Here is an 18,383-nt window from a genome sequence, read left to right on the forward strand (position 1 = left end):
AATCCCAGCCTTACAAGGTCATCATTCTTCCATTATAGTTGATAATAATTTTCATTATCAACTATAATTTTAGAATGGAATTGGATTTCATCTCACCAAGCATTTGTTACGCTTATTTTGGTTCAGAGATCTTCGTAAACCACGCGGCCAATTCCTCTGTTTGATCCAATGTTGCAATCGGGTCAAAGTACCACGAACGATCCTGGCTCCAGATGAACACACGATCATTTTTAACCGCATCTAATGAGCTCCAGACCGGTTTGGATTTCAACTCTTCCAGTGTCAGGTTGTCTGCTGTTAGAATAATGTAATCTCCGGCAAATTCAGGAATCGCTTCCGATGAAACTTCAACCAGTTGATCCTTCATTAAAATCTCTTTTTTATCTGCAGGAGGATTCAAACCAAGCGCGCTATAGACTGCCTGACCTCCCCGACCAAAATTATCACCAAAGGCTAACGGCCCTTTATCATTGAACTGCATGACCGACACCTCGGATGCTGGATCAATCGCCTCACCAACGCGCTTTTTGGCATCTGCAATTCTTGCGTCATAATCGGCTAACCAAGCCTCAGATTCTTTTTCTTTATTCAACACCTCACCAAAATAGGCAATCTCTTCGTGGGTGTTTTTCAATTCACCAAAAGGAACAACCAGGGTTGGTGCTATTTTGCTAAAGGAATCAAATAAATCAGGATTACCTGTTACAATGAGATCTGGTTCAAGTTCCAACACCTTTTCGAGCGAAATGGTTTCGTATTCACCAATATTTTCCACACCCTCAAGTGCCTTGATAAAATAAGGATTCTTGAGGTTCAACTCAGGTGTACCCACAGGTTTGATTCCCAGAGCAATTAGGCTTCCCAGATACAAGTCAACCACAATCCGTTTAGGTTCAGCGGGGATTGTAATATCTCCTTTAACTGTTGAGATTGTACGTGGTTCCGATGTTTTGCCCTCATTCTTCCCTGTTACTGTCTTCGTTGAACTTGACGTACTATTGCTTCCAGATGCATCCCCGCTTGAATTACTGGCAACTCCTGTAGAGCAGGCACTTAGCAGTAATGTAAGACTTAATAGAATACTCAGCAGCATTCCCGTTCTTGTCTGTCTGTTCATATTGATTGACCCTCCATGCTTATATTGATAATGATTATCACCATCAGTATAAACATACCTTCCACTTCCACCTCTGAAAATGTCATTTCGCGCCATGCCTGATGTCAGATCAGGCCAATATAGGGGTGTTGAGGTCTTTTCTTTGAATTGCAAAGGAGAAAGACCTGTATGCTTCTTGAACATACGTCCCAAATAATATCCATCCGGATAACCGATGCCAGCCGCAATCTCATCCAACGTGGCGTCCGTGTGCAGCAACATCTCTTTGGCTTTGAACAAACGAAACTGAATCAGATAATCGATGGGACTGGTTCCAGTCGACTGTTTGAACTTGCGTGACAAACTTCTTGGGCTGGAACCGATCATTTCTGCCAAAGCATGAAGCGTAAGTGGCTGGGTATAGGAAGACTTTACAATTTCAATGACTTTGCTGACCTGATCCGTAATATTTGGATAGCGATTGGACACCCGAGGTATCTGTGACGATACCTGCTCCACAAATGCATAGAACAAACTCTTGGCCTGAAAGTGCTGAATAGAGTTCTTTTGATCCCACAAAACGTGCATCTGTTTCAATTGCTCATATAAAATGGTTGGCGTATTGGGGGTAAATCCATAGTTTATTTGGAACGGATTGATTCGCTCCATTAACCTTCCCAGATCATTTCTTCCTCCACTAGGCAGGTTGGCTTTATACATCAAGTAATATAAACGCAATCCGGATTCGCCTGCTTGAATCACCAACTTACTCCCTTTTCCCCCATGGAGAATATAAAAGCGACTCACTTGATACGTTTGGTTGTCAATGCTCACTCCAGCTTCACCCTGAATGGTGAGTACAAAGGTACTTGTTGGAAATTTGTATTTCATCTCTTCATATGCCTCTAATTCCATGTAACGGATATCTGTTATACTCACCGCAGCATAGTTCCAGAGGATATAATAATCATTCCACATTTTGCTAACCCATCTCCGTCTACTTAAATAGTATCTATACTCTACTAACTTATTGATAACCATTATCAATTATTATGATGAAGTACGCAATACAACCGCCGTAATGAATGCATCAGACAAAACAACTATTCAAATCCTTCTCTTAATATCCGATATATGTAAATAGAGCCATGATAAAAAGAGAAGGAGAACAAAGGATATGAATTCAATCTCATCTGCAACCAAAAGCAGTTTCACTCCCGGGAATCAAGTCTCCAATCGGGATAAAGAAATTCAGGGACTCATGCAGCAGAAGATCCGACTCAATGAAGAAATGCAAGGGGTAAAAACCAATGACGAATTGGATACCAAAACCAAAGCTCAGCGGATTAAATCCTTAACAAGCTCCATCTCCCAGATCGACAGCCAGATTGCTCAAATTAAAGCAGAGGAATTACAGGAAAAAAACAAATTAAGACAGCCTGAAAAGACTCAACAGCAACAACCCAAACCAACCGATGAGACACAAGCCCCTTCACTGGATCATCTAATCAAACATAGTCAGACTTATGATCAATTGGGTAAGCTGGTCGGTTTGCGTGATCGCATGCAGGGCTCCATTCAGACCACTGAAGGAGAGACCCGATTCGACCGACTTGTTCTGGAGATTAATCCTCCTACAAATGATCTCGATCCCGGCAAATCAATGATGTTGGAAAACGCAGAGCGCACCGTCTTTCAGGCAAAACGAGAGGTTGTCCAGGACATCAACACCCAGTTGAGCAAGGTCAATCAAAAGATTGGGGATCTAATGAAAGATATCCATCAGCCCGCACCTAAAGAGGCAGCACAAACTCCTATTTCTGCTACATCTGGAGAAGAAGATAAGGAAGTAAATGAAGGAAAGAAAACGGAAAGTAAGGAGCACCCGTCAGATGGCGGAATCACAGATCAGCAATCCGGAAACGGCCCGCATAATCCGGCTTCTGCATCTCCTACTGCTTCATATCCATCCGTTGATATCCGAATCTGACACGCTCTAATTAAACTAATTTATATGTATACATATTGCGGTTGAAGTGTTTTTTCGAAACACAGCCTTTGACCCGCACGCATCCAATGATAGAAAAACCGCTATGACAGGTGACTAATTCCTGATACGTAGCGGTTTTTCTGCATCGTAATGTTTGGGTATTAAGGCAAACCTAGAATTCGGATCAATTTAGATCGTATGTGTATTTTTATTTCTAGCACGGAGTACTGGCGGTATCATTTGCACAGATGATACTGCCAGCAATCGCTTTACAACCTTTTTTGATGCCTGTGGCCTCATCAATAATCTGATCTATGTTTTCATATTTTCGCTTGCTATTGGTTACAACGGCGATGGATACCGACACAAGAGGAATGGGCCGATTTAGCCCGGAACGTCCTTCCCCCAGAACATATTGATGATGCCAATCATGTTCGTTGTAGAACGTCTTTTTCATTTCCTCAAAACCTGAGATGACTTCCTCACTAATATATTTGTAATCATGGTGATTCAGGATTGTAATAAAATCATCACCACCGATATGTCCAAGAAAAGCTTCAGGGATAACAAAAAGCTTGCGAAGCAAGTTAGCTGTCGCCTGAATAAGCTGATCCCCCATTTTGAAGCCGTAGCTATCATTGTAGGATTTGAATTGATCGAGATCAACGTACAGTACGCTAAAATGGTCCATCTGCAGCGCCTGATATAGCCGTTCGTTAATGATATGATTCCCTGGAAGACCTGTTAGCGGGTTCATGAAAATCGCCATTTCAGCCCGTACATCAGCAACAGCAAGCAACAAACGTCGAATACTCACAGCTCCAAAGAAACGTTCCCCTGACGTGACCAACACAAGATCATATATTTCACCTTCATCGCGGTCCATGGCTAGAACACTGACATCTGTAATCTGTTCCGAATAATCTACGACCAGAGCCTGCGTGTTCATCACCAGTTCTACCGGACGTCCCATATACAGGTTATAGCCATACTGAGTGCCAATCTGCTGAAAGAATCGAGGGCGCATCATCAATGACACACCCTTCTCCCCCATAACAGCTATACCTTCCAGACTGGGATTGGACTTGAAAAGATGATAGACGATATCACATTTGGTATCAGATTGTACTACAGGAATTGGTTCAGCAATCTCGCCTATTTGCGTAAACATACGATTCTACCCCTCTGTTCGTAGCATCTAATCCGAACTTTTCAAATATATATGTAGGTCTTTGTCAATGGTCACATCGTACCACTTTCTACTTGAAAAAGCGTTAACTGAAGGTAAAAATTTATGAAAGATCATATTTCTGAATTTTGCTATAGGGCGCTTTCTTTATTGCTTAATCTAAAAATTCGGAAACAATCATGCAAAAATAAATTTCATCATCATGAATCTTTGTTATTTCGTTATGCAAAAATACCGTCAATTACTGGATCTTAAATCCAATAATTGACGGTATTCGTTGGCATATCTCACAGAAGTTTATCGGCCTGAAATGAACGAATTCAGATATTAGCCGCCAAAATTCATTTGGCCAGAATATAAACTGAATTCAGTAATTCCTTGCCCGCTTACTACCCCTAATCCTTTCAGCTTACCTTATTCTAGACATCAAAAAAGCTGCCTCTAAACACACGGCAACCTTTTCGACAAAATCTATTTTTATGTTTTATTTTATTTCTCACCTGTTGTCTCCCCCAAGAAACAGGAGAACAGCAGGTGAGCAAATTTCACATTGAAATTATTTTAATCGATACACTTTGATCTTCACAATCACAATTGTTACTTTAATTTTTCTCTTTCTCCTTCTTCTTCTTCTTGCTATCATTTTACTGATACAATTACGAAGAAATTGCACAAGCATTTTCAAAGCAAAACTCACGAAAATTTCAAAAAATGTTTTAATAATAATAGATACAATATATTGCATGGAACGATTCCCTTCTTGTTTCAAAGGAAGTGCTCACCATTTCATACGTATGCAATTACACCATATGTAAAAAACATTTCACAAAGATCAATCTTATTAATATTTATCAATAACCTATGAATGTAGTCAAAGCAAAATTTAAGAATATTAGATCAAGTATCATTGAACTATTAGAACCTCTTCATATTTCCTTATGTAAATTAATACCCAATAAATTTTTACATTACCAAATAATACGTATTATTACTATCATTGCTTATTGATGTCACCTGCCTTATCCTCCTAATTATTGGTTCTAAATTAACTTAGTAGAATCGATAACCCATTTTGGAGATGGTGTAAATAAAAAACTTCGGAGGGAATTTAATTGTTTAAAAAGGCATCTTTAAAATCGTTTTTCCGTATTACTGCTCTAACCATGGCTTTCTTATTATTTGCTGTGACAGGTGCACAATCTTATTCGTTAGCCGCAGGGGTTGAAAAACTGCAAAACGATCAAGAAACTGTAACTAGTACAGAGAATAATATTGTTCCAGAAACTGTGCCTGATGAAAGCTCAAATATTACAGAGGATGCTCGCACAGATAATGAAAGTCAAAGTCAGAGTAACGTTGCAGAAACTCCGTCTAAAGAGAACTACCATAATGTAAACATTGGCGACTTTGATATTATTGGAAAAGATGTCCCACTTGAAGAGTCGAAAGTAGCATGGGTACTCCCTTGGGTTGGTTGGGAAATCGGAAAAGTTTTAGTTTGGCTGGCTGCTGGAGCCGCTGTTGGAGTAGCAGTTATTGATGGTTTCGTAGAAGCTAAAGCGTTTGTGAGTGAACTCACAAAGAGCAAACAGAAAGATAAACCTAAATATTATACAGTTAAATATGATAAAAATTACATGTATGTAGGTTCCCCATTAACTGATCAGCAAGCACTTGATCGTGTTACCAGTCCGTTTGGTGAAGTATGGACACCTAATTACAACGATGCTAGAACTCTCGCATCTAAACATGCAAGCGGAGGTAAGATTGTTGGTCCAGAAAATCATTACAAAACGAACTACAATGACACTCGCTATTTCTGGCATTTCCATGGACAGAAGCCAAACGGAGTTCGCTCAGGTCATATTTTTTATGGAACTGAAAGTCAAATGGGAGCTATAAAGAAACCATAATCCTAAGCAATAAGGTTATTCTTATGTTAGTATAGAATTACATATACCATCTCCAGAACTTATACCTTTAAGTTCACTTTATTTTTTAACTTTACCAAATAATCCAAGGAAAAGAGGAAACAAGATTGGAAATTGATATACAAAAATTACACGAAAAATATCTCACTCTTGATATCCCTAATCCTTTCTCTTTAGGGCAAATTCATGATCGCTTAATCAAAAAATACTACGCGGAACAGGTCGATCTAAGTATATTTTCTGATTTAAGTAACGACCCTGATGCTGAGTTTGATCAAGCTATTGCTGCTTATGTTTTCAAAGATCAACGTGGAATTGTTGAGCTGCTAAAACTGAACAACGAAGAAGAAATTTATGAACCATTAGAATTTGCTTGGATCATCAACTCTACAATACGAGGATTTTCTCATATGTTATGTATTGAGATAGGTGTGTTACAACTGGAAATTCCCAAAGAGGAAATGGTTCTGGGAAACTTATTATTTGAAGAATACTTGGTAGCTCTCTATTTAACTGGTCACATTCAATTTGAAGATGATCTGTTAATTGACAAAGTCATAGCACGTTATAAAGAAGGTTATCGTCTCCGTTATTTTGGTAACCAGAACGGTGATGATACTTATCTGCACAATTAAACTATAACCATTCCTTGATGCTCTTTCTTATTGAAAGAGCTATTTTATTAGTAAGCATGATTTTCTCGACGAAATAGTCCGTCGCTGTAGAACACTCACTTGTAAAAAATACCACATGGAATATTATTATGATCTAAACTTCCCCTCCCCTTGTCCCTCAAAAGTTTTGTATAAATTGGATTAGACAATATTAAGGATCCTACAATATCCATATTATATAAAAATATTTTGAAACACCTGATTAAATTCAATTTTGCATATTTATTCATTAAAACTTTAAGTCCCTATACTTAGCATACTTCACATAAATCAAATTAAATTGCATCAGAACATTGTTTAAAACCATCTTTGTTTCTTTTATAAGAGAGATATGCCCTGACTGTACCTTCATCGTTTGCTCGTAGCTTGACAAGGTCTTACGTGAAAGATTTTTGGATGAACAGTACAGCATAAAGTTATCTAACTGAAATTCAATATCATTCATAAAAATACCGCCCTTCATTGGATTTTTCCAAACCCAATAAATGACGGTATTAGTTGGTTTATATCATAAAAGTTTATCGGTTCCAAATCGAATGATCCAGATATTTACCACCAAAATTGTTCAGACGGTAAATATGCCAAAACCCGCACCACGCCTACGTTCAGCTTACCTTATGTTCAATTCTCAGCTTGTCTGCAACCATCGCGATGAACTCAGAGTTCGTCGGTTTCGACTTGCTGATGTTGATCGTGTAGCCAAACAAGTGACTGATGCTGTCGATGTTACCGCGTGTCCACGCCACTTCAATGGCATGACGGATCGCACGTTCGACGCGGGACGGCGTGGTTTTGAATTTTTCGGCAATCGCCGGATACAGTGTTTTGGTGATGGCTCCCAAAATTTCGATATTGTTATACACCATCGTAATGGCTTCGCGCAAATATTGATATCCCTTAATATGCGCAGGTACACCGATTTCATGTATGATGGACGTAATGCTTGCATCCAGATTTTTGTGTTTACCCATTGGCACGACATTGGATTTCATGAACATGGATGATCCATTGCTCGTGGACATCGCGGTCTGTGTTCCAACCAGTTGACGCACACGATTCGCAAGCACTTCCATGTCAAATGGCTTGAGAATGTAATAAGAAGCTCCGAGTTGCACGGCACGCTGTGTGATATTCTCTTGTCCGAATGCCGTAAGCATAATGACTTTAGGCTGTGGAGACAGGTTCAGGCTGCGCAAGCGCTCAAGCACACCTAGACCGTCCAGATGAGGCATGATAATATCCAGAATCAATACATCCGGCACATCCCGAGTTTGCTCCAGCAATTGCAGTACTTCTTCTCCATTGTATGCAATACCGGTTACTTCCATATCTTCCTGCTCAGATATATATTCGGCAAGCAAATTCGTAAATTCACGATTATCATCGGCCAGCAATACCTCAATTTTTTGCAAAACGGTATCCTCCTTTAAATTAAACATCGTTTCGTACATTTCCTTACACGTTAAATTTTCGACACAGCAAGTTAAATTCCTCCTGTCGAAAATTATTTTTCTTTATTTTTTTTTCTTGATCCTATATAATAAATAATTTATTTCATTATCCGATATATTATGTTTGCTTTCGACAAAAAAGAACCTCAGGGCTATTTAGCCAGCCTTGAGGTTCTTATCGTTTTCCTTTTTCATCATAACGCCAGCATCTTGTAACATCCATTCAATGAAACAACCGTAACCCGATTTCGGATCATTCACGAATACATGAGTCACTGCACCGATCAACTTACCATTTTGTACGATGGGACTGCCACTCATCCCTTGAACGATGCCTCCGGTCTTATCCAGCAGTTTCGGGTCCGTGATTCGAAGTACCAGACCTTTTGTTGCTGGCTCCGTTTGATCTGCCACATGGACAATATCAATGGAGAAGCGTTCAACTTGTTGACCATCAACTACGGTAAGTATCTCTGCAGGTCCTTCTTTGACTTCATGAGAGAAAGCGACGGGAATACCTTTTGAATATAGACTGTGCTCAGGATTTCCAGACATTTTACCAAAGATGCCAAAAGCCGTATTACGTTCAATATTGCCCAAAATTTTGCTTTCCTTGAGGAAATGAGCACGTTTTTCACCCGGATCACCGGTCTCACTTTTTGAAATGGACGTCACATTGGACTGAACGATCTGACCACTACCCACAACAATAGATGTTTGAGTGTTCATATCTGTAATGACATGACCCAGTGCGCCGTATACGCCCTGATCTGGAGCATAGAAGGTAAGTGTGCCAACACCGGCTGCAGAATCACGAATGTACAATCCAAGCCTCCACGCTTGATCCTCGGAGTCATACGCCGGAGTTAATCGTGTCTTCACCGTTTCCTTACCACGTTTCAACACAACATCAATACCTTTTTTACTTTTACCTGCAAGTTCAACGGCTTCAGAGACACCTGACACGCCATCAAGGCGTTTACCATCCATATGCGTAATCAGATCTCCGAGCTTAATGCCTGCCGTTTCTCCTGGCGATACACGCTCATCCTGCCCAGAGTGAACCAGATGATGACCTACCACCAGAATGCCTGCCGATTTAACTTTGACGCCAATCGTTTGACCCCCGGGTACAACACGCAAATCCGGTATCACATTCACATGGACTGTTTTGACCGGAATTTTACCCCACAACTTCAACGTTAATTTGGCATGTCCCGTCTGTTGGGGGTGAAGATGCAAAGGTTGTTGCCTGGTAACATGCATCGCTGTCTGATCATCCAAACCAACGATATCAGGACGATCTACAACGGCGCTTGAAGCAGCAGGTACAGCGAGCCGGACATCCGCTTGCCTGCCAGCAAACACTTGCAATTCATCCGGCAGTGAAGCATAACTTTGCACAGGCTGAATGGCCTGGCTTATCACACAAAGAAAGAAGGCAAATAAAAGACCTAGCAATTTCTTCCTGAGGGGGGAATTCAATGGCTGTCACACTCCCTTTGCTTCTTTCGCTTGACGAAAGGTGGTCGCCAATTGCGTACCTATAAGATAACCTCGCCCCCAGGCTTTTATTACTGTCAATCATTACGCCAGCCGTCCGTTTCACCCTTTTTTGGCTTCCGCCAGATTCAGCATTTCCTGTGCGTGATGCAGCGTTTTTTCTGTAATTTCCACGCCGCCCAGCATACGTGCCAATTCCTTCACTCTGCCTTCGTCTGACAGTGATTCCACCTGCGTCATCGTCCGTCCATCGTAAACATGTTTCTCAATGAGATACTGATGATCTGCCATACAAGCCACTTGTGGTAAGTGAGTTATTGAGAAAACCTGACAAGTTGAAGACAAGCGGAACAGTTTTTCCGCAATGGATTGAGCTGCTCTACCACTAACTCCGGTATCAACTTCATCAAAAATTAACACAGGTATCCGATCATGTCGCGCAAAGATACTCTTCATCGCCAGCATCATTCTCGACAACTCACCACCTGAAGCAATCTTGCCAAGTGGTCGTAATGGCTCGCCCGGGTTCGGTGAAATCAGGAATTCCGCATTATCCGCACCCTGACGATTCAGACGAATACGGCGTCCATTCCATTCAATGCCCTTCGGATCTTCAAATGGAGTAATCTGAACACGCAGTGTAGTCCGCTCCATCTGCAGATCCTTGAGTTCGCTTTCCACTTGTGCAGCAAGTTCTTCCGCGCATTGTTTGCGAACCTTGCTGAGTTCTTCAGCAGACTCCATCACAAGGTTAAGCATTTTGTCACGTTCAGCTCGCAATTTCTCCAGCCGTTCGTCCTTGTTCTCCAGCTGGTCGGTCTCATGGCTAATCTGATCATAATAACTCAGAATAAGTTCAACACTGTCCCCGTATTTCCGTCTGAGGCCAGAAATCAGATTCAGCCTTTGCTCCACTTCTTCCAGTCTTGCCGGATTAAATTCAATCTTCTCACGGTAATCCCTTAATTGGAAAGTCGCATCTTCCAATTGATAAAATGCGGATTGCAGCTGCTCTACAATCGGTTGCAGTCCTTTGCTATCATATCCAGAAATGTCTTCAATTCTTGAAAGAGCAATGCTCACAGCTTCAAGTCCGCGTTGACCACTGAGCAGATCATATGCACCAGCAACACTGTCCATCATTTTCTCACTATGGGATAGTTTGACCCGTTCTTCCCCGAGTAATTCATCCTCGCCTCGTGTAAGGCTTGCCGCTGCGATCTCCTCAAGCTGAAAGCGATACATGTCCAAGAGTTGATATGCCCGCTGACTGGACTCCTGAAGCGCACGCAGTTCCTTTTCCGCCGTGATAAACTTGCTGTAGCGCTCTTGGTACTTCGCTTTGACAGGTCCGATGACTTCCGAGCCATAGGTATCGAGAAGCCCCAGATGGCTCTCTGCGCGCAGCAAACTCTGATGTTCATGCTGTCCATGGATATTGATCAGCTTCTCGCCTACTTCACGCAGCATGGTCAGATTGACCAATTGCCCATTAATACGGGACGTACTTTTCCCCTGCATGTTCAACTCACGTCGAATGACCAAATGCTCTTCCGGCTCACAGTGGATACCCAGCTTCTCTAATGTCTGCCATACCGGATGACTCTGCTCCATCTCAAATAGGGCTTCCATCTCTGCCTTCTCACACCCGTACCGGATCAGATCCGCTGAACTCCGTCCACCGGCAATTAAGCCAAGTGCATCTATAATAATCGACTTCCCTGCACCCGTTTCCCCTGAAAGTACATGGAATCCCGGATGGAATACTACGTCCACTTCTTCCACCACAGCCAGATTGCGAATCGATAACGTAACTAACATCTGCAAAAACACCTCCGGATGACTAACTCAGATATTATGTTTTTGAACCATTCATTAAGCAATGTAACCCATGATCCGCTCAATAACGGTCACGCTGTTACCTTCAGTCCGGCAGATAATCAAAATGGTATCATCTCCACAGATCGTGCCCATGACTTCATTCCACTCAATATTATCAAGCAAAGCTGCAATGGAATTGGCTGTTCCCGGCAAACATTTCATCACAACCAGATTGTTGGTGTGGTCAATGTGCAGGAAGTTGTCAACGAGCGCACGCTTCAACTTTTGAATCGGATTATATCGTTGGTCTGTCGGTAAAGAGTACTTGTATCTGCCGTCATCCATCGGTATTTTGATTAACAGAAGTTCCTTGATATCCCGCGATACCGTCGCCTGAGTCACTTGAAAACCTGACTTGCGCAGTGCTTCAACCAAATCATCCTGGGTCTCAATTTCATTTTGACTAATGATTTCACGAATCTTGATGTGCCTTTGTCCTTTCATACATGCCTCCAGTTAAATGTATTGCAATAAAGCAGCAATTGAAATTTGCCGCAGACTTTGCCCTGCAATGTTCATTATTTATATTAGTCCAGATCATCCCCATCATACACATCTTCCTGATAGTCCATGAGCCTGATTAACTTAATATCGGAATCCTCCAAGTCAACATACAGCAATCCTTCACAGCCAGGGTATAACAACAGATAATTGAGGAAGCGATCCCTTAGCGCAGGCCCGGTCATTTCAATTGGCTGTCTGCGACGAGACGTTTTAACAAGGTATCTGAGATCCTCACGTTCTGCAACATAATCAATGAATAATCTGCTGTAATAAACGGATTCATTGGCCTCAAAAGCCAGAGGGACTTTCATTTTGCCACCGATGACTTCGTAACCCTGTGCTTCAAGCAAATCCAAGGCCGGGGAATCCTGAATCTTCACGTTCAGTTGCATTCCAGACAAGCTTACCGGCATCGGTCGGTTCACCCAATTACGCAAGCCAAAAAACAGCCACAAGATCAAACAGACAGCAAGTACACCTATAACGATTGTGTCATATTGACCATCCATTATCGCTCACCTCGAAGACATATTCGAGGTTCAGTAACGATTTCCCTTTACATCAATCACCTTTCCAGCGAAAAGAAACCCATCTTATGATGAGTTTCCCGTAAATGTATGAGCTGCTTCCTTCGCAACTTGCTCCGCAAGTGCATCAAGTGAAGCTGGATCGATCTCTGGTTGTGTTGCCTCTGGTGCTTCCAGACGCCAATGTGCGAGAAATTCTATATTACCTTCTCCTCCGGTTATCGGTGAAAAAGTTAAACTCTGCAGATGCAAACCAAGTTGACTGGAAAAATGAAGCATCGTCTGCAATACATCCTTGTGCACCTTCGTATCACGTACCACACCGGACTTGCCTACTTTTTCACGCCCTGCCTCAAATTGAGGTTTAATCAATGCAACGATATCTGCAGGTTGTTTCAAAAGAGCCAGGAGTGGCGGCAATATGATTCGCAGTGAAATGAATGACACATCAATGCTCGCAAAGTTCGGCACTGGTCCCGTCAGATCTTCAGGAGTCACATAACGAAAGTTGGTTCGTTCCATAACAGTAACCCGCTCATCATTACGCAAAGACCAGTCGAGCTGATTATACCCCACATCGATAGCGTAGACGTGAGACGCACCATGCTGTAGTGCACAATCCGTAAATCCACCGGTGGATGAACCAATGTCGAGCATGACAAGTCCATTCATATCAAGGCCGAAATGACGGATCGCTTTTTCGAGCTTCAATCCGCCTCTGCCGACATAGGGATGTACCGAGCCTTTAACTTTCAGCTTGGCTTCCCTTGGAATTTTCATGCCCGCCTTTTCGATCGGCTCATTATTGGCATACACCAGTCCAGCCATGATTGCAGCTTTTGCCTTCTCACGACTTTCGTAATAGCCCTGCTCAACCAGCAGAACATCAATTCGTTCTTTCGGGAGTGACATGTATTTCTCCTATCATGTAGATTTACGAAGGAAAACGTGTTTTGGGTATGCCGTAAGATGATTGAACGGCCATCTTGCGCAGCTCAGCACATACATTCTCAACGGTAAGACCCACTTCCTCACGTTGTTCCTTAATACTGCCATGCTCAATGAAGCGATCCGGAATCCCCATTAATTGTACATGAACATCATGCAGTCCCTGTTCTGCATAGAACTCCAGCACTGCACTACCCATGCTGCCTGCTTGGGATGTTTCTTCAAGTACAATCAATTTGGTTCCGCGAACAGCTAAATCACGCAGCATCTGCTCGTCAAGAGGTTTGAGGAAGCGTGCGTTGATTACGCCTGCTGTGATACCTTCCCGCTTCACCATCTCCGCTGCTTCTTCTGCAAGCTGCACCATCGACCCTGAAGCGATGACAGCATATCCTTCCGATGGACGCAGTTGCTCCCATCTTCCAATCGGAATTGGAACAAGTACATCATCCAGAGGTACACCAACTACATTGTTTCGTGGATAACGGTAAGCAATTGGACCTTCATTATAATCAAGCGCCGTTTTCATCATGTGGCGCAATTCATTTTCGTCTTTTGGCATCATCAGCACGATATTTGGAATATGGCGCATAAATGCCACATCGTATACCCCTTGATGTGTTTCCCCGTCGGGACCAACAAACCCGGCACGGTCAATAGCAAACATCACGTTAGCGTTATGACGGCAAATATCATGTACAATCTGATCATATGCACGTTGCATAAATGTGGAATACACGGCGAAGACCGGCTTCAAGCCTTCCATAGCCAGTGCAGCACACATGGTTGCCGCATGCTGTTCTGCGATCCCTACGTCAATCATGCGGTCCGGAAATTCCTTACTAAAAGGAATAAGACCTGATCCTGTAGGCATTGCTGGCGTTACAGCTACGATCCGCTTATCCTGCTTCGCAAGATCAATTAGTGTTTGACCGAACACTTCCGTGTACATCGGTTTTCCGACTGCCTTCAGCACTTGCCCAGATTCAATTTTGTACGGAGAAATCCCGTGCCACTTGTGCGAATCGGCTTCTGCTGGCTGATAACCTTTTCCCTTGGTAGTAAGGACATGAACCATGACTGGACCATCCACGTTATCCGCCTGTTTAAACGTCTCGATCAACTTGGGAATATCGTGCCCATCAATCGGTCCCAAATACGTGAAGCCCAGTTCTTCAAAAAGAACACCTGGCACCATCATATATTTGACACTGTCTTTGATCCAGCTTGCCGATTTGGCCAAACGATCCCCAATCGCAGGAATTTTTTTAAGCATTCCCTCGACATCATCTTTCGCTTTCAGATAATGACGATCCGAACGAATTTTGCTCAAATATTTATGCATGGCCCCAACATTTGGAGCAATGGACATTTCATTATCATTCAGAATAACCATCAGTTTTCTCTGCTCATGACCGATATGATTGAGAGCCTCAAAAGCCATACCACCTGTAAGCGCTCCATCACCAATCATCGCGATAACTTGGTTGTCCTCACCCTTTAGATCACGTGCAAGGGCCATCCCCATCGCAGCGGACAGTGAAGTACTGCTGTGTCCAGCTTCCCATACATCATGTTCGCTTTCATTTCGTTTGACAAACCCACACAGGCCATTATGTTGACGCAATGTATCAAAGCGTTCCATACGCCCTGTCAGGACTTTATGCACATAAGCCTGATGCCCTACATCAAAAATCATTTTGTCTGCTGGACTGTTATAGCAGTAATGCAGGGCTACCGTGAGCTCAACCACGCCTAAGTTGGGTGCAAGATGCCCACCTGTAACAGACAGTTTCTCAATCAGAAACTGCCGGATCTCTGCCGACAAAAGGGCAAGATCATCCTGAGACATCGACTTTAGATCACTGGGTTGTTTAATTTGTGGAAGCAGCACGAGAATCTCCCCGCTTTCCTAGATTGTTTAGTTATTGTTGTAAATTGATATATACATTATGAATCAAATGACATTAAATCATTATAACATAAAAGAACAAGAATCATAATTTACTGCACTATACTCCCGATAACGAGCATTCTCGCCAGCAAGTTATTTAGAATTCTTCTCCATATGTATTCCCGCATTCACTCGGGACAGACTTTTTCCAACCACTCAGAAAAAGGACATTACATTCATTACACGGTTATACAGGTTTTGAAACAGCACGTTTGATCAGAATCTAATGGTCTCGACGCATCAGATAATCTGCGATTTCCAGCAACCTGGATGCATCAGGTAACTCGGCTCTTTCAAGTGCGTTTTTTGCAGATTGAGTAAGGGATTTCACTTCATCTACAGAAGCCTCCATGCCAATAAAATAAGGATACGTTACCTTCTGCTGATTCACGTCGCTCTGTGTTTTTTTGCCCATCTTTTGCTCGTCGCCCGTCAGGTCGAGAATATCATCCTGAATCTGGAACGCCAGCCCCAGATCACGGCCGAACACACGTAAGGCTTCCAACTGTCCTTCCGTTGCTCCACCGATTCGTGCTCCGGCAATGAGGGAGAATACAATCAGGTCACCCGTTTTGTGCAAATGAATATATTGGAGCTGTGCGAGATCAGTCATGCCTTGTTCGCCTTCCATATCCGCAACTTGGCCACCGACCATGCCTCTTGCTCCAGCGAGTTCAGACATATCCTCTACGATGGACAACAACGCATCAGCCGCCACACCACTACGGCGTCCGGCTTGAACAATGCTATAAAAAGCATGTGTTAACAGCGCATCGCCTGCCAATATGGCTGTTGCCTCACCATATACCTTATGATTCGTTAATTTTCCCCTGCGGTAATCATCATTATCCATAGCAGGCAGGTCGTCGTGGATCAGTGAATAGGTATGAACCATCTCCACGGCGCAGGCTACCGGCATTGCAGCTGTACGCTGTGCACCGAAGGCTTCCGCCGCAGCAACGACCAGAAGAGGACGAAGGCGTTTGCCTCCGGCCATGAGTGAGTACTGCATCGCATCCGTCAACGATCGGGGTACATCCCAGTGATCGGGAAGCGTCTGTTTCAACGCTTCTGTCACCTGAGCTGTGACCTCTTCGAGGTATGCTTGAAACGAAGGACGATTACTCATGGACTTCACCGCTCTCATCGTCAGCAGTTCCGAAAGGCTTCTTGCGAAGCTCTCCATCTTCTTCTACGATCATCTCGATCTTGCGTTCCACTTGTTCCAGCTTCAGACCGCAAAGTTGTGAAAGCTTCATCCCGCGCTGAAACAGATCGATCGCCTGTTCCAACGGAACATCACCATGCTCAAGCTGACCTACGATGTCTTCCAATGCCGCCATTGCTTCTTCAAAATTCAATTCCGGTTCATTCGCCATGGGTATTGTCGTCCTCCTTCATTCCCCAAACCTGACAGTCCAGCTGTCCGTCTGTTAATTTAATCTTAATTGAATCTCCAGGCTGTACATCCTTCGTCGACTTGATCAATCGCTGTTCTTGCTCGTCATAGACAAGGCTGTATCCCCGTGACATGACTTTAAGCGGGCTAAGCGCATCCAGATGCCGCACAGATGATTTCCACTGTTGCTGCTTCGATCTGGTTATGGACCTGATCGCAAGTTCAAGTTGTCTGCGTGCTGCCGCATTCTCACGGCGTGCTGCATTGACCTGCTCACGAGGATTGAATCGTTGCAGTGCTGCCCGCAGACGCTCCTGCTTCTCTCCTGTCCATCTCATACGCGTATCCACTGTTCTCAAAAGCCGTTGGTGCATCATATCCAGTCTTTCTGTATGCTGCATCAAGGTACGTCTTGGATGAACCAGCACTGGCGAACGCTGTAATCTTGCGAGCCGTTCACGATTATGTACAGCACGTTGACGCAAGCTATGCTGTAACTGACGCTGACGTTGTGCAATCTGATCAAGCAACTCAGCTCGATTAGGTACAGCTAATTCAGCAGCTGCTGTAGGTGTAGCTGCACGCAAATCGGCTGCAAAATCAGCAATAGTGAAATCCGTTTCGTGCCCAACCGCAGAAATGACAGGTATATCAGAAGCAACTATTGCTCTTGCCACAATCTCCTCATTAAAGGCCCACAACTCCTCCAGTGAACCGCCTCCGCGTCCAACGATAAGTACGTCAGCTTCTCCCATCCGGTTCAGGTTGTCAATCGCTTTGACAATGGAAGGTGCGGCCCCTTTGCCTTGAACCAGAACAGGATATAAAACAACTTTGGCAGAAGGATATCTGCGCTGGAGTGTAATCATGATGTCCCGCACCGCCGCTCCCGTCGGTGAAGTTACAACACCGATCGTCTGTGGGTAACGAGGAATCTGTCTTTTTCTCGAAGGTGAAAATAACCCTTCATCCTCCAGCTTTTTCTTCAGCTGTTCGTAAGCCAGATAGAGACTTCCAATTCCGTCCGGTTGCATATGGGTAGCGTAGAATTGATACTGCCCATCCCGTTCATACACCGAGACATTACCACGGGCAATAACCCTTGCACCCTCCTTCGGTACAAAGGGTAATCGCTGGTTATGGGAAGCAAACATAATCGACTTAATCCGGCTGTCCTTGTCCTTCAATGTAAAATACATGTGGCCGCTGGAGTGATGTGTGAAATTCGAAATTTCCCCGCGCAGCCAGACGTCCGACAGGACCTGATCCGATTCCAGTTTCATCCGGATGTATCGGTTCAGGTCTTTGATGGAGTAGATCTTTTGATCTGCCACAG

Annotated in this window: 15 protein-coding genes and 1 pseudogene; 3 read left to right on the plus strand and 13 right to left on the minus strand. The window is 43.4% G+C overall.

All coding sequences use genetic code 11. From position 1 onward, the window contains the following. Positions 1–112: 112 nt before the first annotated feature. Entirely contained in the window at positions 113–2,074 is a 1,962-nt protein-coding gene (locus ABTV53_RS18090; protein WP_433744930.1) for an ABC transporter substrate-binding protein, read from the minus strand. Positions 2,075–2,273: 199 nt separating this feature from the next. Here ABTV53_RS18090 and ABTV53_RS18095 point away from each other — a divergent pair, with 199 nt between their 5' ends. Beyond that, the gene (locus ABTV53_RS18095) at positions 2,274–3,086 is read left to right on the plus strand and encodes a FlxA-like family protein (protein ID WP_433744933.1); all 813 of its coding nucleotides are present in this window, start codon (positions 2,274–2,276) and stop codon (positions 3,084–3,086) included. A 214-nt stretch (positions 3,087–3,300) separates the two neighbouring features. On the opposite strand, the gene ABTV53_RS18100 is transcribed toward ABTV53_RS18095, so the two are convergent. Then, complete coding sequence (locus ABTV53_RS18100; protein ID WP_433744936.1) at positions 3,301–4,257, minus strand: GGDEF domain-containing protein; 957 nt, start codon at positions 4,255–4,257, stop codon at positions 3,301–3,303. 1,130 nt (positions 4,258–5,387) lie between these two features. Between ABTV53_RS18100 and ABTV53_RS18105 the strand changes: the two genes are divergently transcribed. Continuing rightward, a complete protein-coding gene (locus tag ABTV53_RS18105) occupies positions 5,388–6,188 on the plus strand; it encodes a hypothetical protein (RefSeq protein WP_433744938.1) in 801 nt (266 codons plus the stop codon). Between the two features lie 125 nt (positions 6,189–6,313). Further along, positions 6,314–6,841, plus strand: coding sequence for a pyruvate kinase (locus ABTV53_RS18110; protein WP_433744941.1), 528 nt, complete (start codon positions 6,314–6,316; stop codon positions 6,839–6,841). Between the two features lie 390 nt (positions 6,842–7,231). On the opposite strand, the pseudogene ABTV53_RS18115 reads toward ABTV53_RS18110, so the two are convergent. The 11 genes and pseudogenes from ABTV53_RS18115 to xseA all read right to left on the minus strand — a co-directional run. After that, positions 7,232–7,325 (minus strand): annotated as a pseudogene (locus ABTV53_RS18115) (integrase); the annotation flags it as partial. A gap of 160 nt (positions 7,326–7,485) precedes the next feature. Continuing rightward, positions 7,486–8,292: a sporulation transcription factor Spo0A gene (spo0A, locus tag ABTV53_RS18120; protein ID WP_433744943.1), complete on the minus strand. Its 807-nt coding sequence runs from the start codon at positions 8,290–8,292 to the stop codon at positions 7,486–7,488. A gap of 195 nt (positions 8,293–8,487) precedes the next feature. After that, entirely contained in the window at positions 8,488–9,816 is a 1,329-nt protein-coding gene (gene spoIVB / locus ABTV53_RS18125; protein ID WP_433744945.1) for a SpoIVB peptidase, read from the minus strand. Positions 9,817–9,936: 120 nt separating this feature from the next. Continuing rightward, positions 9,937–11,655 (minus strand): DNA repair protein RecN, encoded by a 1,719-nt coding sequence (gene recN / locus ABTV53_RS18130; protein WP_433744947.1) that lies wholly within the window; start codon positions 11,653–11,655, stop codon positions 9,937–9,939. 54 nt (positions 11,656–11,709) lie between these two features. After that, positions 11,710–12,159, minus strand: coding sequence for a transcriptional regulator AhrC/ArgR (gene ahrC, locus ABTV53_RS18135; RefSeq protein ID WP_017687604.1), 450 nt, complete (start codon positions 12,157–12,159; stop codon positions 11,710–11,712). Between the two features lie 83 nt (positions 12,160–12,242). Then, complete coding sequence (locus ABTV53_RS18140) at positions 12,243–12,728, minus strand: hypothetical protein (protein WP_315936962.1); 486 nt, start codon at positions 12,726–12,728, stop codon at positions 12,243–12,245. Between the two features lie 84 nt (positions 12,729–12,812). Continuing rightward, entirely contained in the window at positions 12,813–13,658 is an 846-nt protein-coding gene (locus ABTV53_RS18145) for a TlyA family RNA methyltransferase (RefSeq protein WP_433744950.1), read from the minus strand. A 22-nt stretch (positions 13,659–13,680) separates the two neighbouring features. After that, complete coding sequence (gene dxs, locus ABTV53_RS18150; protein ID WP_433744953.1) at positions 13,681–15,588, minus strand: 1-deoxy-D-xylulose-5-phosphate synthase; 1,908 nt, start codon at positions 15,586–15,588, stop codon at positions 13,681–13,683. A 283-nt stretch (positions 15,589–15,871) separates the two neighbouring features. Then, positions 15,872–16,777 (minus strand): polyprenyl synthetase family protein, encoded by a 906-nt coding sequence (locus tag ABTV53_RS18155; protein ID WP_433744956.1) that lies wholly within the window; start codon positions 16,775–16,777, stop codon positions 15,872–15,874. Then, positions 16,770–17,027: an exodeoxyribonuclease VII small subunit gene (gene xseB, locus ABTV53_RS18160; protein WP_017687599.1), complete on the minus strand. Its 258-nt coding sequence runs from the start codon at positions 17,025–17,027 to the stop codon at positions 16,770–16,772. Before xseB ends, ABTV53_RS18155 begins: the two co-directional genes overlap by 8 nt. Continuing rightward, a complete protein-coding gene (xseA, locus tag ABTV53_RS18165; protein ID WP_433744960.1) occupies positions 17,017–18,381 on the minus strand; it encodes an exodeoxyribonuclease VII large subunit in 1,365 nt (454 codons plus the stop codon). The genes xseB and xseA overlap by 11 nt, the downstream gene beginning before the upstream one ends. Positions 18,382–18,383: the final 2 nt, after the last annotated feature.

Source organism: Paenibacillus amylolyticus (assembly GCF_050990605.1).
Lineage (GTDB): Bacteria > Bacillota > Bacilli > Paenibacillales > Paenibacillaceae > Paenibacillus > Paenibacillus amylolyticus_H.

What these genes read in the sequence shown, in the direction of transcription:
- xseB (WP_017687599.1), bottom strand. Translation starts at nt 17,027, where the DNA reads ATGGCGAATGAACCGGAATTGAATTTTGAAGAAGCAATGGCGGCATTG.
- ahrC (WP_017687604.1), bottom strand. Translation starts at nt 12,159, where the DNA reads ATGAAAGGACAAAGGCACATCAAGATTCGTGAAATCATTAGTCAAAAT.
- ABTV53_RS18100 (WP_433744936.1), bottom strand. Translation starts at nt 4,257, where the DNA reads ATGTTTACGCAAATAGGCGAGATTGCTGAACCAATTCCTGTAGTACAA.
- ABTV53_RS18095 (WP_433744933.1), top strand. Translation starts at nt 2,274, where the DNA reads ATGAATTCAATCTCATCTGCAACCAAAAGCAGTTTCACTCCCGGGAAT.
- ABTV53_RS18090 (WP_433744930.1), bottom strand. Translation starts at nt 2,074, where the DNA reads ATGTGGAATGATTATTATATCCTCTGGAACTATGCTGCGGTGAGTATA.
- ABTV53_RS18155 (WP_433744956.1), bottom strand. Translation starts at nt 16,777, where the DNA reads ATGAGTAATCGTCCTTCGTTTCAAGCATACCTCGAAGAGGTCACAGCT.
- ABTV53_RS18140 (WP_315936962.1), bottom strand. Translation starts at nt 12,728, where the DNA reads ATGGATGGTCAATATGACACAATCGTTATAGGTGTACTTGCTGTCTGT.
- ABTV53_RS18145 (WP_433744950.1), bottom strand. Translation starts at nt 13,658, where the DNA reads ATGTCACTCCCGAAAGAACGAATTGATGTTCTGCTGGTTGAGCAGGGC.
- recN (WP_433744947.1), bottom strand. Translation starts at nt 11,655, where the DNA reads ATGTTAGTTACGTTATCGATTCGCAATCTGGCTGTGGTGGAAGAAGTG.